Below are 25,711 nucleotides of genomic sequence, written 5' to 3'. Positions count from 1 at the left end.
TGGTATTAAAATGAGTGAAAGTGAAAATTTTAAAAATGAACTCTGATCAAGATAACCTAAACAAACTAGCTGAGATATTCGACCAAGATACTGTGTTATTTATTGGTTCAGGTGTTTCCGCTCAAGCAAACTTGCCTTCATGGAAAGAATTAGTAGAGTGGCTAACTGACTATACATCTACTTCTGGTGGTAATGTCAAAACGGCTTCTTCGTTCATTGGAAAAGGAGATCTGATAAAAGCTGCAACAGCACTTACTGATGAACTAAATAAAACCAATAAATCACTTCCTGACTTTTTTACTAACTACAAAAAATGCTCCATCTTCAAGTCTGCAGCTCCTCAAAAAATACATCAATTAATCAGTAAGCTACCTACTAGAGCACTAATCACTCCAAATTATGATCTTTTACTTGAACAAACGTTCAATTCACATATTCAAGTCGTTCATCGGAGTAATATTGATGTTCTAAATGACATTAAACATGGCAGATTAAGAAACTTCATTTATAAATATCATGGCTGCATCACGTGTCCTGAATCAATAATTCTGAATTATGAACACTACAATCGTGCAACACATAGTAATAAAATCGACTTCGAAGCCCTGAAGTGTCTACTTCAGACTAAAACTTTTGTTTTTATAGGAGCTGGATTAAACGATCCTGACCTTAACTACATCCAAGAGTACTTAACTGAAGTACTTGGAACTAACAGCCTTAACATATGGGCTTTTATGAAGAACTGTACAGATGAAGTTCAGTTTTATCGAGAGCACTGTGGTGTAAATTTAATAAACTACACAGGTGACTCTGAAAATCCCAAAGACCACTCTGACCTTTTAAATCAATTAGAATTCTTAGTAAAAAAGGTTAAAGAACATCATAGTTTAGATAGCAGATCCCTAGGCTCTGATATTCAAAATACTCCTAGTGATACTACAAACTTAGTAAGACAGACTTTGGTAACAGCAAACGAAAAAATCATACCAGTGGATGAACAGATATTAGGTTTTGTTTCATTTTTTGATAATGTCAAAAAAGAAGATTGTATTGAGTATGCTACAGGCTTTAAAAGATTTGAACGCAGTGATGTCAATAACCGTATTGAGTATCTTATTAACCAGCAACTACTGAAAAGTACAAATCATTTCTTACTTTCTTCCAGAAATGAGTTAACACAAGAAGCAGCTAAATTAGTAGAAGACGATATTATTATGTTTTTAGGAGAGTATGAGAATGGATAATCTAAAATTAAAAACAATCGAATACTTTGCTGCAAAACCTCATGATGACCCTAAAGCTAGTGTTTTTTTAAAATCACAATACAAAGGTGTACAAACAATCTTAGCTTCTTCCATCAGCTATGAATCACTCTCTTCTGCTCTTGAACTTCTAGATAAGTTTATTAGTCATGTAGCAACTGATGCTATTATGGATCTTGTCAGTTGTTGGGAACGTCTGCACTCTTCTTCCATTGAACTTGAACAGAATACTGAACATTTCAGTAAATACCGTAATAAAGAGTCTCTATGTAGTGCCATAATTCAACTACTTGGAAGATTGCGTTATATAGAACAAGATAGAGTAGTACCCATACTGTTTAGCTTCTGGAAAGCAGATAAAGCACAGCATAATAAGATTCAGCATGTAATAAAGGAGATAGCAGAGTTTAACTTGTATGCATTTGAAACAATTGGCCTTGAGCCTCAAATCAAATTATTGGCCTTTATTCGTCAACTTAACGAAAGAGAAAAAATTAATTTATTCCCTTTGATTATTGAATCTCTCTCAAACTTTTTAGCGACAGATATTGAAGGACATAGGTGGGAGTACCAGCATGTAGTCATGCAAGCTATGCCTATTCCTAATACAACAGAGTTAAAATCACTTCGTAAAAATACAATCTCTACTCTATTTCAGATATTTCAACTTACTAATAATACCCAACAAAAAAAAGAACTTGTTCAAGCAATGCATAAGGCTTGCAGAACATGGAATCGTCACCCTCTCTCTGAAGAAATAAAGCAATTCATCGAAGAAAATACAATTGAAGTTTTAGAGTTTTGGGCAAAACAAATTTCAAGTGAATCAATGGAACTGATCCAAAAACTTGAACATGATGCTTATTGGATTTTCTACCATGCTAGTAACGATGCAGTTAAAGAATCAGCTCTTACTGTAAAAGCTGCAATTGATAGGTGTGATGAATACCAGATTTATCGCGATCTTGTTGGCTTCGAAGGCATCTTTGGCGATTGGGAAAAAGGTGAAAACTACCGAGAGGTAGTTAAAAATCATAGAAATATTCGACATACAAGAATAGACAAACACATTTCAAACATAAATGAAGAAAACTTGTGTAAATGGATAGATCGAATAGAAAGCTATCTTCAAACTGACTCTAATGATTTAGCCACCTTTCCTGAACTATATAGATTTACCGAAATTGTCACCAAAAAGTACCCTAGCCAAGTACTCAATGAACTTAAAAAGAGAGACAGACTAAAGCAAATTGCTGTGCCTATCTTCAAAGGTATATGGGCTTCAACTATAAATACTAGTTTTATTCAGCAACTCAAGGAATGGATAGGGCAATCACTCTACCTCAGTGAAATTGCCTCAACTATTTCATTAGTCAATAATCCAAAGTTCGATCTTCTTGATGTATTGCTAGATAAGCTAATATTGCAAAATGAAATAAATGGCTTAAATCGCTTTCTTCGATTGTTTGGTAAGTCTGCATTATCTTTATCCAACGAAGAAGTTTGCCAACTGTTCCAAAAAGCCTTTACTTACCTTAACAATAAGCAAAACTGCACTTGGACTTATCACTTTTGGTCTGATGATACTAAAGAGACCCCACTTAAGTTACTAACAGAAGCCAACCAAAAACTTGTCATCGAAAACTTGGCTCTAGTTGATACCCTGAATTACCAAATTGAATCTATCTTGACTCAGGTTGTTCAAGACAATATTACTGACATACTTTACTTTTTTGAACAACGACTTGCATTGAAAGAGCTGAGACTTAAATCTCCATCTGAAAATTACTATGAGACCATTCCCCATAGTTTAAGCATGATTAACAAACCCTTGTCTCAAGATCCAAAAAAGTTAATCCAGTTTATTAAGCGGCATCAAGATTCATTCTCTGGTCTAAAGAAAACTGGTGTAATTAGCTTATTTAAAAAGTGCTTTTCACCTTATGAGTCAAAACTCAATAAGGTAATTTTTGATAACTTAAATCCACTTGATAAGGGAGATTTTAAACTAATTCTAGATATAGCTTCTTGCTACGAAGGAAATTCTGCAATTTTGCCTTTAATTCGTGACTTATTGATTAACAGCAAATTTGATAGCCACAATGATGAACGATTCGCAATGATACTCAGAGCATTAACCAGTACAGGAGTCACTCGGGGGAATTATGGCTTCGTTGATGCTTATCAAAATAAATTAGAAAACATACAAGAGTGGCTTAATGATACAAATTCAAGTGTCGTGAAGTTTGCTTACAAATACAAAGAATACCTAGAGCAAAGAATAGAAGAAGAAATAAAACGGATCGAGGAGCAAATCACACTTGAAAAGCATTCGTATGGTGTTGGTGATTAACATAAGGTATTAAACATGGAATATAACGTCTACTGTGATGAATCATGCCATTTAGAAAATGATGGTCAAAAAGTGATGGTATTAGGCGCTATCTGGTGTCCGTTGGATAAACGTTTAGAAATTGCCAAACGTATTCGAGAAATCAAGGTAAAGCATAATTTACCCGCAACCTTTGAAGTGAAATGGACAAAGGTAAGTTCTTCGAAACTTGGCTTTTATATGGATTTACTCGACTTCTTTTTTGATGATGACGATTTACATTTTAGAGGGCTGGTGGCAGATAAAACCAAACTAGATCATGGAAGGTTTAATCAAGATCATGATGATTGGTATTACAAAATGTATTTCACCATGCTCAAGGCTATCTTAGAGCCTCAGAGCCAATACCGCATTTACATTGATATTAAAGATACACTTGGGCATGAAAAAATCACCCGTTTACATAAAGTGCTATGCAACACCACTTATGATTTTTCACAGCGTATCATCAAAGATGTAAAGCGCATCCACTCCCATGAAGCAGAGCAATTACAGCTTGCCGACTTGTTAATTGGTGCACTGGCTTATTTGCACCGTGATTTGAACTCAAATAATGCCAAGGTCGCATTAATCAACCGAATTAAAGAGCGCAGTTGCTACAGTCTAAAGCAAACCACTCTAGCTAGAGAGAACAAGTTTAACCTATTGGTATGGGATTCTATGTATGGATGATATGGAGTTAGATTGGCTTCCAGAACTCATCCTTATGGAAGACTTTTACGGCAATTGGGATGTTTTTTTTAATGCGGTTTACGCCGCTTTTTGTCATGATTTTGTTAGTAACAAACCTGTATTTCAAGGTCAAAGGTTGGGGTTAAAAAGACATCCTGAATACGATGGTAAATCGGCTACCTTCTGGCATATGATCAGTAAAGGCAAAGTTGAAGAAGAGCGCACAACAGATATAAGACGCTGCGAACGTATACGCTGGCCTAAACCAATTATCGAGCATGACGATCATCCAGGAATAAAAATTTGGACAGAGAAAAATGGAAGTGATGAAAGAATTCATATCTTACTTGAAGATGAAAATTATCTTGTCGTACTCAATAAACGTAACGGCTACATTCTGCCTTGGACTGCATTTTATATTGAATATGACAATCAAATTAGAAAGTTATTAAAGCGCTGGAAAAGAAATACTTAGAAAGATTAAAAAGTTGGCTGGCTGCGTCCTCTTACGAGAACGGAGCCGTAACTCCTTCTACGCTAACACCGTTAGGATGGTAGATGAGATGCGCTAATTATGTGCGCCTGTCGACACTAATTCAAGATGTCATGACAAAAATTATGACTTTCACTTATCTAAATCAAAGTATTTAATTGAAAAATATAGAAAAATAATTAAAAAATAAATCATTAATTATTCATTAACATCAAAGTTATCTGAATAAATAGAAGGAATTATAGTGAGCTACACAGATCAACAACGAGTCGATGCATGGGATGCTTTTCTTAAGAGATGGCCTATCGAAGCAATTCAACATCTTACTCTAGAGGAATATGTTAATGTTTCAAATGAAGACACATTAGCCTATTGGTTAGAGCATAAAACGAAAATTCTTGGCTCTATTCGAGGTGGTGATTCATCTAAATTCGGTATTTATAAACGAAGCAAAAATCCAAAAGGTGGAAGAGCACATATTCAACACGGAGAGGTGTATTCTTGGAATAAGAAATTTGGTGCTACTGAGCAGGAAGCATTTGAATCAATAAAAAAGCAACTACTCGATGTTTATACATTCATTAAAACTGGTGAATTAGAGCAAATCGAAAGTTTGGGGATCTCTGATACTTTAAAGTGGAAGTTTGCATTTTTAAACCAAGACAGAGATAACCCTGTAATTGTTGGCATTTACCAAAAACAAATGCTCGAAAGTGCTACTGGCATGACCAAAGCCCCACGCTCTAAATTATACAGAGAATTAATGCAAAACCGTGGCGATACCGACATCATTACATATGGCCGCCAAATCTGGTCTGCTAATTCAACTGAAGATGAACAGGAAGCGGTTATTATTGAAGATGAAGAATCGCAACTAGAAACTCAAATAAATGATGATAATTGCTCAACGTTGAACGCTATCCTTTATGGCTCACCGGGTACTGGTAAAACCTACAGTACCATTAATCATGCATTAAAGATTATAGAGCCTGAGTTTTACGAGCAACATAAACATGATCGAGAAGCGCTAAAAAATCAATTTGATAAACAATTAAAAGCTAACCGTATTGGCTTTGTCACATTCCATCAAAGTTTTAGTTATGAAGATTTCATTGAAGGCTTAAGAGCTAACAGTGACAACCTTGGACAACTTACATACCAGATAGAAGACGGTATTTTTAAGCGCATGTGCAATGCGGCAAAAGCCAAGCCTCAATTATCATTATCTCAAAAACGTGTTGATATTGCTGGTAAAAAAATCTGGAAAATGTCTCTTGGAAATACTCTTGGGGATGAGGGAGGAATCTATCATCAGTGTATTGAGAACAATTATGTCTTACTTGGTTATGGTAAAAATATCGACTTTACTTCCTGTAACACCAGAAAAGATGTCATCAATAAGTATCGTTCTGAAAACGTAAACATCAGAGAAGATAAAGAAAGCACTGACTATGGAGTAACCTCTGTATTTCACTTCAAGTCCGAAATGAATATTGGTGATTTAATTGTTATTTCAGATGGCAACCAAAAATTTAGAGCAATTGCAGAAGTTACCAGTGACTATGAGTATGATCCTTACGCAATAGAAAATGGGCACTATGCTCAAAAGCGCAGAGTCATTTGGCATCGAGTTTATGAATACTCGCTTCCTGCTGAAGAGTTATTTGATAGAAGTATCTCTCAAATGACTTTATATCGATTAAGAACGCCAACAATCAATTTAGACAAACTTCAACATTTACTAAAAGGTAATGAGCTTGCTACAAAAAAAGTAATTGTTGAACCCGGTTACCAATTCAAAGGTTATAAAGTTCAAGCAATTACAGATGAAGAAATAATGATAATAAAGCCTAATGGTTCACATTTGCCTATCTCACGCTCAATTGTTCATGAACTTTTGAATCTAGTTCGTCAAAAAATAATTACCATTAAAGATATTGCTGACAAGAAGGTCTTTGACAGAGTTCATATTCCATTAGAAAAATACCTTATTAATGGTTACCCCAACGTCCTTGCACCACTTGTTGAAGGGATTATTAATTATGGTATTGCTAACGAAGTTACTTCTAATAGTGAGAAGCGTGTATTAATCATCGACGAAATTAACCGTGGCAACATTGCGAATATTTTTGGTGAGCTCATCACCCTAATTGAACCAAGTAAACGTGCTGGTGGCAAAGAGTCATTAACTGTTAAGTTGCCCTACTCTAAAGAGCCATTTTCAGTGCCATCAAACTTATACATCATTGGCACAATGAATACGGCTGATAAATCGTTAGCACAGCTCGACATCGCTCTACGTCGTCGTTTTAAATTTATTGAGATGATGCCTGATTACACTGTTTTAAAAGATATTAAAGTTGATGAAATTAATATTTCAAAGATGCTCGAAACCATCAATAAAAGAATCGAACTTTTGTATGACCGAGAACACACTATCGGGCACAGTTTTTTACTTCCTTTAAAAACTGAATCGACAATTGAAAAGCTTGCTGAAATATTTGAACTTGAAATTATTCCATTGCTTGAAGAGTATTTCTTTGAAGATTGGGAGCGAGTCAGTCAAGTATTAGGTGATCATTTAAAACCTAATAAATCAGATTTAAGATTCATCAACGAAAAATTCTCTGAAGAAGAAATCGAATTATTGTTAGGTGACGAACTTGATAAACATGGTATTCAACGCTTTGAACGCAACAACAAAGCGTTAAGTCAACCTCAAGCCTATATAGGGATTTATAATCCAAATGCAGAAACAACAGAGTAATATTATCGTTCGAGAATATGCTCTGCTGGTGGTTGGAGATAAATACAAGAATATTGATCTCCACTCCATTCCAAATACAGCATTTGAGTGGCTGTTACTGAATAGTCAAAGTAACGATGCCACCGAACGAAACCTTATTCGTGTCACCCAATATAAAAAGCAGCTTGCAATTAAAGTGCTTAACTTTGTGGGTGTTTTGGAAACTCCATGTGGTACCCGAATCGAAGTTTTACCAAAGACATCTGTATCAGATGACATAAATGACATTATTCAGTCACGAAAAACGCTTCTTAAAATGCTCAGCGCTGTACATAAAATTAAGCTCTATCAATTTGAACAAACACAACTTGAGATATTAAGAAGACCTCTATTTGAAACTCTCATAGGTCAATTTTTAGAAAACGTCGCTCATTTAGTTAAAAGAGGTATTCGCAGTCAATATCAACGCACACATAGTGAAACTCGTTTTTTAAAAGGGCGATTGTTAACTCATAAACAACTTCTTCAAAGACCAGGAAAGCAACATTTCTTTCATATTGAGCATGATATATTTACTGCAGATAGAGCTGAGAATCGATTAGTTCACTCTGCACTAGCTCAGGTGTTGAACTGGTCACAATCCACATTTAATCAAAAGCTCGCAAGAGAGCTGCTATTTGTTTTTTCTGAAATTCCTAAATCAAAGAATCACACGAATGATTTCAGAAAGTGGTCATCTGAACGGTCTTTATCACATTACTCTCCACTTAAACCTTGGTGTGAATTGATTTTAAGTTATCAATCACCAATTGCTATGTCAGGAAAGAGCAGCGGTTTATCTTTTCTATTCCCTATGGAAGTGCTTTTTGAGAAATATGTAGCACTTGAATTAGCTAAATATTTACCGAAAAACTTGAAGCTAAAAGAACAAGCACAATCAAAATCCTTATTGCGCCACAATGGTGAAGACTGGTTCAAGCTCAAACCTGATATGGTCATTTATGAAGGTAAAAAGATACGTGCAGTTTTAGATACCAAGTGGAAGTTACTAAATAGTTCAAAAAATACAGCTAAGCATAAGTATGATTTATCTCAATCAGATATGTATCAAATGCACGCTTATGGTGAAAAATACCTTGACGGTACAGGTAAGCTCTTTTTGATTTATCCGAAGCATAAACGTTTTGATGAAGAACTTCAGGAATTCACTTTCAAAGACAATCTAACTCTAAATATCTGCCCTTTCGATTTAAATGATGAAGACCACAAACAATTTTTAAATAAGCTTGGCTAAAAACGAACTAAGATAAAAGGATTTTAATACACATGGACACGTTACCAACCGTTCAGTCATTATTAATGCAGCGTTCAGTTTTTATAACAGGCCACCAAAAATTTATTGACCAGTTTTTTGAACATGTACGAGAACGCTATTTCTATACTCGTATCAGAGAACTTAAAACTTTTACAGATCCATTTAATTCATTGGCTAAACACATTGAAAGTCATATAAATGCATTCAGATACCTTGCATCGGAAGTAGATAAAGAAAACATTTATCATATTGAATTAGAGGCTGACTTCAGGATCACAGCGACAATTCGTTCACATAATGGAACCCATAAAAAACTTATCTATGAAAAACTCAACGTAAACCCAAGCCGAGCAATACATTCAATAAAAGCTTTATGTCGTGTACTCCACAACTCACCCGCTTTCTTTATCTGCCAAAAGTGCCACCAGCTCATTGATGCTGACTTCAAAGCTCAGAATGAATCATGTTGCACATATAACGCTTGTAATAATATGGTAAAACAACCTTTTTCTTTTTGCTTCGTTAACAGAATAAACGGCATTTACCATGATGGCATAAGAGCCGAGCGAGACTGTGAACAGATTCATGTTTACCTAAGTAGAACGGAGTGGCCTCATCCTCATCAACCAAAAAAAGTATATGAGGTCATTAAAACTCTCCCGATACACCTCACAAGAAAAGAAGTTGAACACGAAGTAGAGCTACTCGTTGACGAGATAAAACCAATTAAGCAATGTGGTCATTGTGAAGAAAAAATACACATGGATTTCATGTACAACTCAATGTATTGCTATGACTGTGCAACTAGAGTTTATAACGTAGTTTATTAAACCAGCAAATAAACTTTTAGAGCTCACAAGAAGGGGATTTGCTATGTTTTAGTGAAAACTTGGTAAGCTTTAACTTCGCTGAATCATATCTAGATTTCCTCTTGATACAAATCCTCTACAGGGAAAATCAACGAATAATCATGCCAATTCAAGTTTCCATCAACAATTTCATATTCTAAAAAATATGCAATCTCTCTGTACTTTTTAATATCCGGATTGCTTTCATTAAAAATAAATCGCTCAAAATCTACATTTCTAGTTTCGCCACCGCTAAACAATGCTCAACTTGTGAGCTTTGATATGAGTAGCTGATTTACTAAAAATACTCACTGCGCTTTTCCTCTTAGAGCTCCACCACAACAGGTAATGTAATAATTACATCATAATTACACAAAATCAGTAATTACTTTTTCAAGTTGATAATTTATGCTCTCTTCGATGATCACTAGATTGAGCTAACCAATGAGTAGTATAAATAGAAAGGAAACCCGGCTTATCATTCAACACGCTATCGCAGCCTATAAAGAACAGGGAAAAAATCAAAAACAACTTGCCATAGACTTTGAGCTAGAACCAACAAGAATCAGCGAAGCTAAAGAAGGTAAACATCAGTTTACTTCATCGCAGCTGCAAGAGTTAGTCGATAAATTTGGTTACCCTAGAAGAAAACAAGGTAAATATGTAAAAGCAGAGCTTTGTAGTTCAATTGATGAACTGTTGAGTTCTTTTGAAAGTACCAGTAAACAGAGACTTTCAAAGCGATTAACGGAGCTGTTTTCAAGAAAAGATTATCTTGAGCTATTTTTGAGTCATTTTGAACACTTCAAGTATGGTGATAAGCAAGATTCCATTGTTTTAGCAATTAATACGCTATGTGAAGATCCCTCTCTTTCAAAATGGTTCAAAAAATATAAAAAATTCCGTTCAAGTGAAAGAAGTTGTTTTAGCAGCGAACAACCTAAGTTTCCAACAGATATATTTAAACAATACAGCTTATATAACCGTTCACAAGACTCATTTTCGGGAGCAACCCCCATACAACTTTTGATTCGTTTGTTAGCACTAAAAGAGCTGTATCCACAATATCAATTAGGAATGAAAGAGGCCAACCCTTTATCCCCTATAGAATACGAAATTGTACTTATCGGTGATGTTGTCTTAAATAGCAGTTTGAGGTTAATCAATTATGACAATCTGTATTCTAACGAATACCTTCTTGAAACACTTGAAACTTTACCTTGCACATCTGTAATAGATTTCAAGCTCACTGATCACTTATCGGAACCTGAAATCTACAGCCACCCTGATTCATGGGGTGATGCAAATTTGTCTCTTTATTTAAACGGGCAATTGGAATATCACCTATTGATTGAGTTCTCTTCAGATCACTACGAACTAACAAACCGCAATGTCATTGTAAAAAATATTGATAGAACCAATTTTTTAGTAGAACTAGAAAAAGTCCGAAAATGGTTGCACATGCCTGAAGACTTTATGAGCGAGATAAAATCCAATGTCGCTAAAGCTGGTGGGTATGTACCGGGTGCAATGATTATCTAACTTGTTAACAATTAATATAGCAGCTCTTTTCTCTCAAAAAAATTAGCCAACTGATAATGTGACCTTTTCTATTACAAAGTCACATTATCAACTTCTAACTTATCTAAAACCCTACACAACTCTTGATAAAACATGCACATTCTCAGGTTTATTTCTTAATAACTCTAGATGATCAAACCACATTTCGAGCGCCGCCTTTTTTTCAGATAAATACTGGCTTCGGTTATAAATGGCCATGACACCGCCAAGGCTATGACCCAGAAGCTGTTCAACGACATGCGGTGCAACGCCAAGATCATTCATGCCTGTTGCAAGTGTTCTTCTTAAGTCATGCAGTTTCCAAGGTTCTTTGTGATCGAGGCGATTCCAAACTTTCCCTCCTGAGCCACTTACCGATTCTGGGCTTCTAAATTCTTCAAGGATAAAATCAGAATCTTTTGAATTACCCTTTAACTCTATTAACCAACTTATCAATTGCTTAGGTATTGGTCTGATGATTTTTTGTTGTGTTTTACTGTTAAAATTAGGAACCGTCCATACCCCCTCATTAAAATCCCATTCATCCCAAGTTGATAATCTAACTTCTTGAGTTCTAGCACCAAATACAATCAGTAATTTCAATAACCTCTGAAAATAAAGCGATGGCTTTTTAGAGTTCGCATGACACCAAATGTCTATAAGCTCTTGCTGATTAAGTACTCTATCTTTTTTATTTTGCTTACTACCAACATCCGTAATGGTTAAGTCATCTAATACCCTGCTGGTGGCATAATGACGAATACGACAAAACCTGAGTGCCTGCTTGGCATTTTGAAGTACATAGCCTGCTGCAACAGGAGCCGCTTTTTGTTTTTCCTTAATCCCTTTTTTGATTCGGTCAAAACATTCAAGCCAATGCCTCATTTCAGTCTGGTCTAATGGCAACTCACCTATATATTGATATAAGTGCTTTGCAAATTGTGCTCTGTGCTTAGAAGCATTTGCTCTGTTTTCTTCAGCAAATTCCACCAGCCAATATTCAAGAGCATCTTTTACCGTTACGGGTTTTAATGTTTTATTCCGTTCAAGTGAGCGTTTCACCTTTGGGTCAAAGCCCTCTTCAAACCACGTACGACATTGCATACCTTGCTCACGGGCTTTGAGTAGGGATATTTCGGGATAATCACCTAAGTCGACACGATGGCTTTTGCCTTCGATTTTATAACGATATTGCCAACGTACTTTTCCCGTAGATGAAACTCTTGCCCCTAAACCATTTCCATCGGTCAATGTGAACTGCTTTGGATGGTTTTTATTAAGTACTGCTTTTAAATGTTTGTCGAATAACTTTCCCATGTCACCTCATCAAAAGGGGACATGAAACGTATTTCATGACCCCCACATGTACCCCTAGAACATGATAAGACTCAAAACGAATGAATACAAACAAAACCAAAATAATTTATAACAATATGATTACAAAAGATTTAACTAGCAAAACCAGAATCATTAAAAACAACCAGAAACATAAGATTGGATAATACGGCATGAACTAAAAACAAAGTTATAACACTTTGTAGTTAAATGGGTTATACAGCAATGTGTAACCCATTTTTGTTTTTAAGTTACACGCATGGTTACACACATAGGTTTTTCAGTTCTCACATTCAAACTGAAAATGGTTCTTGAGATTTACGCTTTGCGTTGGGAAATTGAAGTGTACTTCAAGGAAGCCAAACAACATCTTGGCTTTTTGAGTGAGCAAAGTCGTCATTACAGTGCTTATATTGCTTCAATTCATCTAACAGGGTTGAGGTTTTGCTTGCTTCTGCATGCGAAGCAAAATGATGAAAACAGCAAAGTCTGTGACTCATGGAACCTACTTTGCGACAGTCTACAAAATTTAGATTTTGCTTGTAAATTATGGGGCTTATTTAAGGCTTTGATCAGCGATGCAGTTTCTAGTATTTCTTCGTTATCAACAACAGAAAGCGAAATCATACTGAATAAAATCAACGAAGAAGTGACCTCGTTTTTTAATCAAGTTATGCAAATGGATACTTTTACATTACGCCAAGAGGCTATTTCTACTGGAAAGTACCCATGATTTTAGCTAAAAATGAACTCCGAAACTTGAGTTATAACATCATGGAAGATTTATGCTCGAAACATTCAATAACAGAGAGCTAGCTATGGCGACATTAGTTGCCTTATTTTTCATATGGGTTTTACGAAAAGCTTCTGTAAGAGAAGCAATGCACGATGTTCTTTCTGTTTTTTTTCAAAAGGCTATACTCTTTCACTTAAGCCTATTCTCTTTTTTTTCTTTTATGAGTGGACTTTGTGCCGAGAACCAGGAATGCTCAAATGATTGGTCAACAATGATTTCGTCTCTCAACACCACATCTGTCATGAAATCGAACAAGGCTTCTGTTTGAATGCAAGCTTGCAGTCGATCACAATAATAGTGTTGACGATCATCAACCACGATTTCTTTTACAACCGTTTCGTCCATACCATTGAGCAACAGATCTGAAATATCTTGCAGTGACCAATTATCAGTAATTACGCCATGTGCCATTCAGTTTCCTTGGCTCTATTATTGTCGAATAAAAGCCAGCTTATTGATCAATCGATATTTTTACAATACGTGTGTACTCAATCTCGGCTGTATGAGGACTACTATTAATTCACGCTTTCTTTTTACAAGACGAAGAATATGAGCTGAAGTCACTCTTCCCAGAACATAGAAAAACATTACCCATCACACTTTACCTAGGCAATAACTCTATCAAACAACAATGCAGGATGAACATATGCATTTTCGCTCATAATGCCATCTATTTTAGGGTTGAAATCCATTTTAGATAAATATTGTTATTATTTTAACAGCCTCTTGTTGATATTACTTATGATAATTATTATCATTCGTACTAAGATTTTTTGATACGTGAATAACATTCTTCAGCACGCATCACTGTTTCATAAACATTTACTCATATTATTTACGAAGAGAAGACGATGATGACAAGGAAATCGAACAAATTGGTACAACAAAATTTGTTACATACAGCACTTATTTCATCCCTTGTTGCCGCAACGCCAGCACTCGCTGAAGATGCGCACCAACAGAAACCCACCAAAGATGACATTGAGCATATTGAAGTCACAGGTCACCGTCCTAATAAACTGAAAATGAAAGATCAAACAGCCACAAAAATGGATGTTGCTTTAAAAGATGTCGGTCGTTCAATCACTGTGTTGGACGCCTTAGAGCTTGATAAGCGCGCTATTGAGGACGTGAAACAAGCCTTTAACTATGTGGCAGGTTTTCGCGGCAATGGTCCTGCGGACCGCACTTACACCGCTCGCGGGATTCGAACCAGTATTGATACTGTGATGGTCGATGGCTTACGGTCTTTACAAGGCGGAGAAGGTGGCACTGGATCAAAATCTCCATCAACATTTAACGCCGAAAGTGTTGCTTTCATGCGTGGGCCTGAAGCCTTACTCTACGGAGCGGGGATTGGCGGCGGTATTGTCAACATCATTACTAAAAAGCCCCAAGAAATCTCTGCGACTAGTGTGGCCATAAAAAATCGCAGTTACCTTTCTGACGACACTGGATATTTCAAAAGCAACAAGACCAGCTTTGATGTCGATACAACCGGAGCAATTGATACTGACGCGACTTACTTATACCGTCTGCTCGCACAATACACTCCCTCTGGTGAGCATTTCCAGCAAGGCCGTAAAGTTGATGAGACTCTTATTGATTTAGCCTTCACCGCAAATTTAAGCGATAGCACTTCACTGATGCCACGATTTGAGTACTCGAAACGTGATATGACTGGTGGTAGCAGTTACTCTGATGGCGTATTTACTGAAAACTTCGCCAAAGGTGCATTTACTCATTACGGCAAGCCTATTAATCGTGGAGAGTATTATGGCAGTGATAAAGATGAGGGCGAAAATCTATCCAAGAGCTTTAGTTTGATACTGAATCATGACTTTAATGAAGATTGGAGTCTCGTGTCACAATATCGCTATAACACTACTCAATCAGAAGCGCTAGATTTATACATTTCAGACAGTAGTGCGTTAAATAATGAGATTGGTAAAGACATCGTAAACCGCAAATGGGTTTTCACTCAAGGTGACGACAGCTATCGTTTACTGGACGTGAATCTTCAAGGTATCACAGATTTGATGGGCATGGAGCATCATGTGCTTTTCGGCTATAACTATCGCGACCTTGATATTAAATTTGAGCGAAACTTCCAAAACAGTGATGAGGCGGTAGGAAAAAATTGGATTTCAGCTTCAAACCCAAACAATCAAATTGTAGGCGAAGTACCAGCGTCAATTTTAGCAGTTGAATTTGCTCCTAAGAACCAACAAGACACCAACATCTATTTTAAAGATCGTATCAAGTTAACTGACAAAACAACGGTAGTGGCTGGACTGGCTTACATCAAGCAAGAACAGCAAGAGTCACGCAATGGCAAGGTTTACAGTAAAACATATGATGACGTATTGTGGGATTTCGGGATAGTTCAAGCTTTGAACAGTGACACCAACGTGTTTGCTACTGTGAGTCGAGCATACGAACCCGTCAGTGCACGTTACATTGCTCAATATGGTCAAGGAAAAACTGACTATGTGGCTGTTGAAGGCGTAAACTACGAGTTTGGTATGAAAGCCGATGCACTCCGTGGTGATTTAGCCACGTCTCTGACATTTTACCAACAAGAGCGTGAAAACAGCACACAGTTCCTACGCACTGAAAATGGTTATTTCTTAGAGCAACTTTTAGGTAAAAGTTTCGAATCTAAAGGCGTTGAATTAGATTTGACCTATCACGTTAATGATCATTTCAATACTGACTTTAGCTATTCATTTAACCGAGCGTACAATACCGTGGGCGATGATATCGGTCAGCAAGTAGACAATGCACCTAAGCATTCTGCTTCGCTGTGGAATAATATCACGGTTGATGACTCCTTATCCTTCGGCTTGGGACTAAGATATGAGTCCGAGCGTTTTGACGGAGACTACATTCTGCCAAGCTTTGTTGAAATGGACTTAGGCGCATTTTACAAAATTAATCATTGGGATATTTCAATGACATTGAATAATGCCTTAGATAAGAACCGCGCTGAAGCAGGAGCAAACTGGGTGACCGTTCAACCGAATGCACCTCGTTCGTTAAACGTGAAGCTGAAATACACCTTCTAATATCGTTCACGCTATTAGGGGCTGTTTATCTTTCATGGTTATTTTTGCAGCGATAAATTGGTCGTTTTATACAAGACAGAGCTTGTGCGGTTTGGTATTCCAAATAAGCAAGCGATAACGCAGTAGAAATGACCAATTTACGCTGTCTTAGATGCTTTTGAGCGTTCACTGTTCTGTGTTGTAACCCGTTTACTTAGATGACTAAGCTTTACTGCTTACGCCTTGAACAGATAAACGCTCAAATAGCACAAAATTTAATCCTGAAAGATAAACAGCCCCTAGTTAATACCGTCCGCCAATAATGATTTTTGGCGGACGTTCATCAGGCACTATTATGATCACACCCATTCCAAAATTATTAAACACTGTGCAAATTCAAGCTTTGCGTAATCTCATTAAGCAAGGTGAGTTTGAAGACGGAAAGAAGACCGCCGGTTGGCATGCTAAAGATGTTAAAAGAAATCGGCAGTGGCAAGCAAGTGACGAGATTAAACAGCAATTGAACGAGCACCTCACCCAAACACTGTCGAGCTGTGCTGAGTTTACGGCACGCACTTATGCCAAAAATTTAATGCCTTTTATTGTCAGTTTATCCACTCAAGGTGGCGGATATGGCGATCATATTGATGATGCGCTCATGCATCACGAGCACCTAGTGCGTACTGACATCTCTTGTACTGTATTTTTATCCGATCCTAACGAATACGATGGCGGTGAGTTGGTCATGACATTAGGTGGCGTTGAAATGAGTTACAAACTAAACGCTGGCGATGTCATTATTTACCCAAGCACGACATTACACCGTGTTAATCCTGTGACATCTGGCTCAAGGCTTGTTGCGCTCACTTGGATTGAAAGCTTAGTCTCTGGCGCAGATAAACGAGAAATGCTTTACGATTTAGACTGTGCTCGTAAAGGTATCATGGGACAACAAGGTAAAACTTCTGAGTTTGACTTAATCACTAAAACTCATGCTAATTTATTGAGAAGATGGGCAACAACCTAGTATTGCCCTTTTACTGAATTCATCTTGTGAAATATTGCTGACCGCCGGCGATTAAGAAGTGGTATCCGCTTCTGACCAAACAGCAAATTCGTTACCACTGGGCTCGGTGAAGTGAAAACGGCAACCGCCAGGAAATTCAAAAATTGGCTTTACAATCTCACCACCGTGCTCGGTCACTTTAGCTAAGGTTGATTCAATATCATCAGAGTAAAACACCAGTAATGCACCGCCGTTTTCTGGTCGACTGCTGGCATCTTCTTGATAAAAGCCACCCGCTAACCCTTCGTGGGCAAATGCAATATATTCTGGGCCATAATCAGTAAAAGCCCAGTCAAATGTATCGATAAAAAACGCTTTAGTGGCACTGAGATCTTTTGCAGCAAACTCAACATAGTTGAGTTTCTCATGTTCGTTCATGTGAATTCCTTTTCAAGTCGCTTTTACTTTGGCTCTGGTAATAAAGCCGGCGTCGAGTCCATATAAGTTAAATAATCTTCCCAAACCGAATGGGTACGCTCTCGAGTTAATCTTGCCATGCATTTACCATAAATAACACCGCTAAGCGTTCCACCTGACCATTTTTCGTATATCGCATCACATTGCGCTTTACGATAGTTAACCCACACTTTTTGTGCATGAACCAATGCCGCTAATACGTTAGTCTCTTTTTGGTATTTTTGTTTCGCTTTACCCAAATATTGCTCTAATTGAGCATCTGCCGCTACCATGTCTTGCTTGGTACATTGATTCATTTGGAAAGTATTGCTGGCTTTGTCACAAAAAATCTCGTCAGCTTGTACAGTCAAGCTTATGAAGCAAGTTATAAACACTATGTATTTAATCATATTGATCACCTTATAAACTATGACAAATCTAATTGTAATTCCAATTTGTGTTACTTTACTTCGATTAGAATAGCAGCACTTTTACATATCAGGAATAAACATGCCAACACTTAACGTCCTGTTGTCTCGTATTTCACCGTCAGCAATGGCCTTATTTTTGCTCACAATCACAACATTGAACACTGCTCCATTGTATGCCGAAACCTTATCGCCATTGCCAGAACCAGTCTCCAACAATGCGGTAGCTATCGTAAATGAAGGTAATACTCACTGGCTATTAAGCTTTTCTGGATTAGGGACGGGCAAACAAGTCATAGATGTTCACAATAAGGCTTGGGCGTTACCATTAACAAAAAATGCTAAATGGCAAAGGTTACCTCCTGTCCCGCACATTGAGCCTCTCCTCGGTCGGCTGGCGGCGATTGCTGTGGGGATAAAAAATAATGCCTATTTATTTGGTGGCTATACCGTTGCAAGGGATCATACGGAGGTAAGCACCAAGGATAACTATCGTTTCAACATCAACACTAAAAAATACACGCGCATTGCTGACATGCCAGTCCCTGTTGATGATACGGCGGCTTTTAGCTACCAAAACAGATACATCTATTTACTCAGCGGCTGGCATCAAACGGGCAATGTTAATTTAGTTCAAGTGTATGACACTCAAACGGACTCTTGGGCGCAAGCTACTCCTTTACCCATCCCGGCGACATTTGGTTTGTCAGCAGGTATTGTGGGTAACCAATTGGTCGTTTGTGATGGTGTTAAAACGGCGCCACAAGAGAACGAGAAACGCAAATTTGTGTCGTCACCACAGTGCTTGTACGGCATCATTTTGCCTAATAACCATCTCAAAATTGAATGGCTTTCAATCCCTCATTACGTCAGTACCGATAAGCTAGGCAGTCTAACTTCAAGTACCGCGCATTATCGAATGGCAGCAGCAGGCGTGAAAAATGCTGGAAGTGCTGGGCAAATTATTTTTATTGGTGGCAGCGATAACCCATACAACTACAGCGGTATTGGCTATAACGGTACACCCAGTCCGTCGTCAAACCTGATGCATCGGTTTGATTTAGCCACTCATCAATGGAAACCGCCCCTCAAGGTGACACGAGCCAGCATGGATCATCGTGGCTTAATAGTTTACGACGAAATGTTAATCCGTATCGGTGGCATGACAGACAAGCAACAAGTCACTGATCAACTCTTTATCGATCCGGTACCTGAACTCTGGTACAAATAATACACTTTATTTTCACAAATAATTCAATCAGTTAATTTCAGGGATAATACATGAAGCTTGAGATGATATGCACAGGTGAAGAAGTCTTAGCAGGCCAAATTGTGGATACCAATGCCGCATGGGTTGCCGATACTTTGATGGATCACGGCATTGAAATGCAGCAAAGAATGACCGTGGGTGATCGCCTTGAAGATCTTATTCAAGCATTTCAACAACGAAGTCAACACGCAGATATTATTTTGGTTAATGGTGGTATAGGCCCCACCAGCGATGACATGTCTTCATTAGCCATGGCAATGGCTATAGGCGAACCCCAAGTAGAGAATAAAGAATGGCGGCAACGATTGACACAATGGTTTGCCAAAAACCAGCGCCCAATGCCCGTTAATAACTTAAAGCAAGCCATGCTACCTGAGTCCGCCATTATGGTGGATAACCCAGTTGGTACCGCTTGTGGATTTCGAGTGAAATTAAATCGCGCTTGGCTTTTTTTTACACCAGGCGTGCCATTCGAATTGAAAAGAATGGTCACTGATCAATTTATTCCCTTCATCAAAAATGAGTTTGACCTCGATAAACCCGTCAAAGTCACCAAACTGCTGACGATTGGTGGTGGTGAGTCCTTTCTTGCTGAAAAATTGCAAGACATCCATCTTCCAGAAGGCATTGAACTCGGTTATCGCTCTTCCATGCCTTATATTGAGATAAAAATCTTCGCTCGTGGCGAAAAAGCCATCGCTCATTTAGATAGCGTTGCTGCTGAAATTAACATTTGTTTAGCTGATCTCATCGTGGCTAAAAATCAGTTATCGCTTGCTGCAGAGCTCCACCAACTGTTACTTGATTCAGGTAAAACACTTGCCATTGCCGAGTCATGTACTGGTGGAATGCTCAGCAGTCAACTGGTCGACTTTGCTGGTAGTTCCCGCTATTTAGTGCACAGTATTGTGAGTTACAGCAACGCCGCTAAAGTTAATTTGCTTGGCGTGGACGAAAGCATCATAGACATTCATGGTGCCGTATCCATTGAAACAGTTGAACAAATGGCTGAGGGTGCCAGAGCGGTTTTAGATTCCGACTATGCCTTAGCCACCAGCGGCATTGCTGGCCCCGATGGCGGCACAGATGAAAAACCCGTTGGTACTGTCGCGATTGCTCTTGCATGTCGCGAACAAATATTCAGCCAAATACTGCAGCTTCCAGCTCGCTCAAGAGGGCTCGTTCGTTCACTTACTTGTGCCGTTGCCTTGGATATGTTGCGTCGTAAACTCAATAAAACTGCAGTTTTAGTTAATTATCCTTCATATAAAAAAGGAAACTAACTGCTTCAACACAGCCTCTAATTTTTATACTTAACTACATTCGCTAAAAGCTAAAAGTTGGAGGCAAGTTATGTTAGCAATTGGCACAGGCGATATCGAACGACATGGCAGTTATCTATCTATGGATTCGGCTATTGCAGAACCAGATACCAGCCATGAGTTAGCTGTAGTTCAAAATGTAAATGAGGTTTTGCTCGATAATTGTGAGTTATCAACTCTAACTCAGACAGAATTACAGACACAAATAGCGACACAAACTCATTTTGACAATCAACTCAAACTGGCTCTTGCTAATAAACTGACCCATGTTGAGCTTTGCCAAAGCTTCGTTGAACTCCAAAAACATTCGTTAGGCGATCTCAATGTGTTTAGCATGGCATTTTCGGCTAAAGACACCCTGCAAGGTTCAGAAAGTTATACGCTTGTGCTTTCAATTAATGACCGCGCTATTTTTAACGGTACAGCAATAGCTGCACCTGCTAATGTATATCATATAAAGGGAATAATACCTCAGCGTCCAATCCCCTCCGATATTGATATTGCTCATTATCGAGATCTAATCGTGTTAAAAGCCGAGAGCGATTCGCTTGCAGTCCTTTCTCATTTGCCGGTAAAAACATCAGTTCAATTTGTTGATGAAATGGTGGATACATTTTCACAGGGCGATTTACAGCATCACGATCAACTATTAAAGATTCTTGATGAACGCATATACAGCATAAAAGAATGTCCTATATCGGACGGTTTTAAAACAATTTTATTAAGCGATTTGTCAGTAACTTCAGATCAAGGAAATGACGAGGGTTATGCTGATCTCGAAGATAATCCGGGTAATGTTCAATGGGATGAAATAGTGCTTATCCATCAAAATGATCTCATTGATAAATCTAAATTTGTTCGTTATCAAGTGGAAGTTCATGAAGAAACCATTACACTTTATTGCCCTATTGAGTTCTCAAGTGAATTAGTCGCACTCATCAATACCAATCATTTACTAGGCACCCCCACTCTAAGAGAGCATTTATCCAAGCTTAACGACAAAATGCTAGCCAATAATATTCAAGAAAACTTTACTCCTATTGCCGAGCGGTTCAATCAAGCCTTAGGCTATCACGATAAGGTACCTGACTCATTCCATCGTCTAGATGATATTTCATTGGGGAAGTGTACTCTGAAAGATCTCATCAACCGTCATTAATACCAATTACTGTGATACTTAATAATATAAAGCTAACAACACAATAATTGGTATTGTCTTAGACTATCCGTTATTCATTAACCCGTATTTCTCATTCCGGCGGCTACGCCAGCTATGGTTAACATTAAGGCTAATTCAACATTTTCAGACGCCGCATCTTCTTTGCGGGTACGAGCCAGTAATTCGACTTGTAAAAAATGCAAGGGATCGACATAAGGATTCCTGAGTTTAATGGACTCACGACTCCAAGGCGTCATTGACATGAGTCGATCAGAACCACTGAGCTCTAGTAAAGTAGCCGCACCACGATCAAGTCGTTCACGTAGAGTGTGACCTAAGTGATGCAATTTAGGATCGACCAAACAGGTTTCGTAGTAATTGGCGATATTCGGCTCCGCTTTGGCATACACCATTTCCAGCATCGACAAGCGTGTTGAGAAAAACGGCCATTCGCTGATCATTTCTCGAAGCAATTTCGTTTCATTTCGCCCAACTGCCGCTCGAAGCGCTTCCCCTGCACCTAACCATGCTGGAAGCATCAAACGGTTTTGCGACCATGCAAAGATCCACGGTATCGCTCGCAAACTCTCAATTCCGCCATCAACTCGACGTTTAGCAGGTCGACTGCCAAGTGGCAATTTACCGAGCTCAACTTCTGGTGTTGCACTGCGGAAATAGTGAACAAAATCAGCTTCACCTCTCACCACATCACGATAGGCTTTTACGGATTCATCCGCGAGGGTTTGAATACAAGCTCGCCATTCAGGTTTCGGCTCAGGTGGTGGCAATAATGTTGCTTCAACTACGGCGGATGTATACAAAGCCAAACTTTTGCAAGCTTGTTTAGGTAAACCAAATTTGAAACGGATCATTTCACCTTGCTCAGTGACGCGAATGCGACCATCTACAGATCCCGGAGGTTGCGACAAAATCGCCTGATGGGCTGGGCCACCACCTCGACCTATGCTACCACCTCGACCATGGAATAAGGTCAATTTAACATCAGCTTGCTTACATACGGCCACCAGCTGCTCTTGGGCTTGATATTGTGCCCATGCAGCCGCCATAACACCTGCGTCTTTCGCAGAGTCGGAATAACCGATCATCACTTCTTGTAAGCCTTGGGTATAGGCTCGATACCAGTCAATTGCCAGCAATTTTTTTATACAGTCAGCGGCTGAATTCAAGTCATCTAATGTTTCAAACAACGGCACAATACGCATGTTTTTCTGACAACCAGCTTCTCTTAACAACAGCAGTACACTCAGTACATCTGAAGGCAAACTTGCCATTGAAATCACGTATGAACCCAATGCTTGCTTCGGTTGCACTGCGACTAAACGGCAAGTATCGATGACTTCTTGTACATCGGCAGAAGGTTGCCAGTTGGCAGGGATCAATGGTCTTTTGCTTTGCAATTCAGTTAACAAAAATTGTTGTTTTTCTGCTTCAGACCAACTTTTATAATCACCTAATTGCAAATAATCCACCAGTTCATGGATGGCGTCTAAATGTCTGGCTGAATCTTGGCGAATATCCAAACGAAGCATGTGTATACCAAAGCAACCTATGCGCCTCAAGGTATTGAGCAGCTTGCCATTTGCCACGAGTTTCATACCACGATCACAAAGACTACGATACAGCATCATCAATGGCTGTTTCAGATCATCTTCATGCCAAATTAGGGTGTGCTTATCCAAATCAGGTTGATAGCCCTCAATGCGTTCATTAAGGTACTCTTTGGTTTGCTCCAACTTTTTCCGTATTGCACGCAGTACTACGCGATAAGGTTCTGCTTGGTTGTTGGTAAAATCCGCGAGTTCAGCGCTGGCGGCTTCCATCGATAATTCAGCAATAAGCTCATTAATGTCGGTTAAATACAAATTCGCCGCGGCGCGACGATTGCGGCTCAATACTTCTTTGGTGACTTTAGCGGTCACAAACGGGTTTCCGTCTCTGTCTCCGCCCATCCAACTGGAAAAACGTATCGGTGAGATATCAATAGGCAGTTCCTCACCTAATTGACGTTCTAGCTGATCATTCATTTGCCGTAAAAATTCCGGTACAGCATGCCACAGTGAAACTTCAATGGTCGCTAATCCCCAGCGAGCTTCATCAACGGGTGTAGGTCGCTGGCTACGGATCTCATTAGTGTGCCAGATCTGTGCAATCAACTGTCGTAACCTTAAGGTCAGCGTTTTATCTTCATACTCTGAGAGTTGAGAATTTTCTTTCTCGGCCAGACAATCCACTACAGCCGCATATTTCTGGATCAAAGTGCGGCGAGAAATTTCGGTCGGATGTGCCGTCAACACAAGATCAATATCCAATTCGTGTAAACACGACATAAGCTGTTGCTTTGATTTTGACTTGTCTGAGAGTTGCTTAAAAAGTTGCTCAAGTGGATCAGGCGCGCACACCAATTCATCGCAATCACGACTGATGGTGTGAAACTGTTCAGCCATATTCGCTAAATTCAAAAATTGGTTAAATGCTTTAGCAAAGGGTACTAGTTCATCATCTGGTAACGAAGTCAACAGCGTCAACATTTGCTGTTTACTGTCATCATCACCTTGACGAGATTGCTTAGCGAGTACTCTAATTTGTTCAACTTTATCGAGAAAGTCTTGTCCAAGATGAGTGCGCATAGTATCACCTAGAATTTGCCCAAGCTTACTCACATTAGATCGCAAAGATGCATACATTTCGATGGATTGTGCTGCCATTATTACTCCTGAAAATACTCAGAAAATAGTCCAGTTTTCTGTTATTAATGAGCGATTATCGTTTCTGATAAGTGACTTGCCATGACTTTCGGAAGAGACCTATAAAGATCCAGAGAACTTTCATAGTAATTTAAAGCCATATCCTATCTTCAGTTTAGTTAGCTCATACTCTGAAAAATCGGATTCAGATTAAAAATGTTGGATATCAAACATACAGTACTGAACAATAATTAACAGTGGTTTTCTTCTCAAGGTATAAAAATTACGACTACAACATCTTTTCTAACAGCAGCTTATTTTGGCTGGCATCACTGTGTTTATCAGCAAACTCAATAATGTTATAACGATGATTCACTAGCATACTTAGCATAGCTAGATAGCAATTTTTTGTTTTTACTTGGAGCCATTGATAATCCTGAGCTTTTGCCCATTTTTCTTGTTCATTAAGTAATAATTTGGCAATGCCTAAACCGCGATAGTCTTGAGCGACACCACCAAGCCAACTATAAAACAATGTGCTATCTTGTTGATATCCTAACTTAAATCCAGCTATCTCACCTTCAACCTTTGCTATTAAAATAAGTATCGATTTACCGCTTAATCGCTGCGTGATCTCTGACTCAGTGAGCCCTGATTCAAGCTCTGGAATTTGATGATTTAACTCCAAAAGTTGTTTAATGATCTCATTCGACAATGCCTCATACCGCTCGACAACGACTTTATACATACCCAAAAATCCTCTCATTACAAATATGTTGAAAGCCTTCATTGTACCAAAAATCAACCTTAGTGGTAAGACCAGTAGAGTTTTCTTCTGTTCAACACGCTACCTGCAATCAAAAAACCTGATCTAACGCACATTAACAGACATATATTGA

Annotated in this window: 21 protein-coding genes; 14 read left to right on the top strand and 7 right to left on the bottom strand. The window is 38.5% G+C overall.

What is annotated here, in order from left to right:
• Positions 1 to 20: 20 nt before the first annotated feature.
• The 7 genes from E2I05_RS00840 (at position 21) to E2I05_RS00810 (ending at position 9,710) form a co-directional block, all read left to right on the top strand.
• A complete protein-coding gene (locus E2I05_RS00840; RefSeq protein ID WP_121854016.1) occupies positions 21 to 1,244 on the top strand; it encodes an SIR2 family protein in 1,224 nt (407 codons plus the stop codon).
• Positions 1,237 to 3,615, top strand: coding sequence for a hypothetical protein (locus E2I05_RS00835; protein ID WP_121854015.1), 2,379 nt, complete (start codon positions 1,237 to 1,239; stop codon positions 3,613 to 3,615). The genes E2I05_RS00840 and E2I05_RS00835 overlap by 8 nt, the downstream gene beginning before the upstream one ends.
• A gap of 15 nt (positions 3,616 to 3,630) precedes the next feature.
• Positions 3,631 to 4,326 carry a DUF3800 domain-containing protein gene (locus E2I05_RS00830; protein WP_121854014.1) on the top strand — a complete coding sequence of 232 codons (696 nt, stop codon included), beginning with the start codon at positions 3,631 to 3,633 and terminating at the stop codon, positions 4,324 to 4,326.
• Positions 4,319 to 4,801, top strand: a complete 483-nt coding sequence (locus E2I05_RS00825; protein WP_207805296.1) for a hypothetical protein — start codon at positions 4,319 to 4,321, stop codon at positions 4,799 to 4,801. Before E2I05_RS00830 ends, E2I05_RS00825 begins: the two co-directional genes overlap by 8 nt.
• A 262-nt stretch (positions 4,802 to 5,063) precedes the next feature.
• Positions 5,064 to 7,586: an AAA family ATPase gene (locus E2I05_RS00820; protein ID WP_243641094.1), complete on the top strand. Its 2,523-nt coding sequence runs from the start codon at positions 5,064 to 5,066 to the stop codon at positions 7,584 to 7,586.
• On the top strand, positions 7,567 to 8,859 hold the full coding sequence (locus E2I05_RS00815; RefSeq protein ID WP_121854013.1) for an McrC family protein: 1,293 nt from the start codon (positions 7,567 to 7,569) through the stop codon (positions 8,857 to 8,859). The genes E2I05_RS00820 and E2I05_RS00815 overlap by 20 nt, the downstream gene beginning before the upstream one ends.
• Positions 8,860 to 8,891: 32 nt before the next feature.
• On the top strand, positions 8,892 to 9,710 hold the full coding sequence (locus tag E2I05_RS00810) for a hypothetical protein (RefSeq protein ID WP_121854012.1): 819 nt from the start codon (positions 8,892 to 8,894) through the stop codon (positions 9,708 to 9,710).
• 89 nt (positions 9,711 to 9,799) lie between these two features.
• Here the strand turns inward: E2I05_RS00810 and E2I05_RS00805 are convergent, their stop codons facing one another.
• Entirely contained in the window at positions 9,800 to 9,988 is a 189-nt protein-coding gene (locus E2I05_RS00805; RefSeq protein WP_121854011.1) for a DUF2442 domain-containing protein, read from the bottom strand.
• A 184-nt stretch (positions 9,989 to 10,172) separates the two neighbouring features.
• Here E2I05_RS00805 and E2I05_RS00800 point away from each other — a divergent pair, with 184 nt between their 5' ends.
• Positions 10,173 to 11,270, top strand: coding sequence for a hypothetical protein (locus tag E2I05_RS00800; RefSeq protein ID WP_121854010.1), 1,098 nt, complete (start codon positions 10,173 to 10,175; stop codon positions 11,268 to 11,270).
• A gap of 111 nt (positions 11,271 to 11,381) precedes the next feature.
• On the opposite strand, the gene E2I05_RS00795 is transcribed toward E2I05_RS00800, so the two are convergent.
• Entirely contained in the window at positions 11,382 to 12,605 is a 1,224-nt protein-coding gene (locus E2I05_RS00795; protein WP_121854009.1) for a tyrosine-type recombinase/integrase, read from the bottom strand.
• Between the two features lie 277 nt (positions 12,606 to 12,882).
• Here E2I05_RS00795 and E2I05_RS00790 point away from each other — a divergent pair, with 277 nt between their 5' ends.
• Positions 12,883 to 13,356, top strand: a complete 474-nt coding sequence (locus E2I05_RS00790; RefSeq protein ID WP_133309415.1) for a hypothetical protein — start codon at positions 12,883 to 12,885, stop codon at positions 13,354 to 13,356.
• A 192-nt stretch (positions 13,357 to 13,548) separates the two neighbouring features.
• Here the strand turns inward: E2I05_RS00790 and E2I05_RS00785 are convergent, their stop codons facing one another.
• Positions 13,549 to 13,830, bottom strand: a complete 282-nt coding sequence (locus tag E2I05_RS00785; RefSeq protein WP_121854269.1) for a hypothetical protein — start codon at positions 13,828 to 13,830, stop codon at positions 13,549 to 13,551.
• Positions 13,831 to 14,270: 440 nt separating this feature from the next.
• On the opposite strand from E2I05_RS00785, the gene E2I05_RS00780 reads away from it, so the two are divergent.
• Together E2I05_RS00780 and E2I05_RS00775 are read left to right on the top strand one after the other, a co-directional pair.
• Positions 14,271 to 16,487 carry a TonB-dependent siderophore receptor gene (locus tag E2I05_RS00780; protein WP_121854270.1) on the top strand — a complete coding sequence of 739 codons (2,217 nt, stop codon included), beginning with the start codon at positions 14,271 to 14,273 and terminating at the stop codon, positions 16,485 to 16,487.
• A 334-nt stretch (positions 16,488 to 16,821) separates the two neighbouring features.
• Complete coding sequence (locus tag E2I05_RS00775) at positions 16,822 to 17,493, top strand: Fe2+-dependent dioxygenase (RefSeq protein ID WP_165905525.1); 672 nt, start codon at positions 16,822 to 16,824, stop codon at positions 17,491 to 17,493.
• Between the two features lie 51 nt (positions 17,494 to 17,544).
• Here E2I05_RS00775 and E2I05_RS00770 read toward each other — a convergent pair whose 3' ends face one another.
• Together E2I05_RS00770 and E2I05_RS00765 are read right to left on the bottom strand one after the other, a co-directional pair.
• Positions 17,545 to 17,910 (bottom strand): VOC family protein, encoded by a 366-nt coding sequence (locus tag E2I05_RS00770; protein WP_121854272.1) that lies wholly within the window; start codon positions 17,908 to 17,910, stop codon positions 17,545 to 17,547.
• 23 nt (positions 17,911 to 17,933) lie between these two features.
• On the bottom strand, positions 17,934 to 18,338 hold the full coding sequence (locus E2I05_RS00765; protein WP_121854273.1) for a lysozyme inhibitor LprI family protein: 405 nt from the start codon (positions 18,336 to 18,338) through the stop codon (positions 17,934 to 17,936).
• A gap of 100 nt (positions 18,339 to 18,438) precedes the next feature.
• Between E2I05_RS00765 and E2I05_RS00760 the strand changes: the two genes are divergently transcribed.
• The 3 genes from E2I05_RS00760 (at position 18,439) to E2I05_RS00750 (ending at position 22,107) form a co-directional block, all read left to right on the top strand.
• A complete protein-coding gene (locus tag E2I05_RS00760; protein WP_243641105.1) occupies positions 18,439 to 19,587 on the top strand; it encodes a Kelch repeat-containing protein in 1,149 nt (382 codons plus the stop codon).
• A gap of 50 nt (positions 19,588 to 19,637) precedes the next feature.
• Positions 19,638 to 20,909: a CinA family nicotinamide mononucleotide deamidase-related protein gene (locus tag E2I05_RS00755; RefSeq protein WP_121854274.1), complete on the top strand. Its 1,272-nt coding sequence runs from the start codon at positions 19,638 to 19,640 to the stop codon at positions 20,907 to 20,909.
• A gap of 70 nt (positions 20,910 to 20,979) precedes the next feature.
• Positions 20,980 to 22,107 carry a hypothetical protein gene (locus E2I05_RS00750; protein ID WP_121854275.1) on the top strand — a complete coding sequence of 376 codons (1,128 nt, stop codon included), beginning with the start codon at positions 20,980 to 20,982 and terminating at the stop codon, positions 22,105 to 22,107.
• 77 nt (positions 22,108 to 22,184) lie between these two features.
• On the opposite strand, the gene ppc is transcribed toward E2I05_RS00750, so the two are convergent.
• Positions 22,185 to 24,833 carry a phosphoenolpyruvate carboxylase gene (ppc, locus tag E2I05_RS00745; protein ID WP_121854276.1) on the bottom strand — a complete coding sequence of 883 codons (2,649 nt, stop codon included), beginning with the start codon at positions 24,831 to 24,833 and terminating at the stop codon, positions 22,185 to 22,187.
• Positions 24,834 to 25,101: 268 nt separating this feature from the next.
• Complete coding sequence (locus E2I05_RS00740) at positions 25,102 to 25,560, bottom strand: GNAT family N-acetyltransferase (RefSeq protein WP_121854277.1); 459 nt, start codon at positions 25,558 to 25,560, stop codon at positions 25,102 to 25,104.
• Positions 25,561 to 25,711 lie beyond the last annotated feature (151 nt).

This window comes from Parashewanella spongiae (assembly GCF_004358345.1).
GTDB classification, from domain to species: Bacteria; Pseudomonadota; Gammaproteobacteria; order Enterobacterales; family Shewanellaceae; genus Parashewanella; species Parashewanella spongiae.
This window is presented reverse-complemented; position numbering and strand designations above follow the sequence as displayed.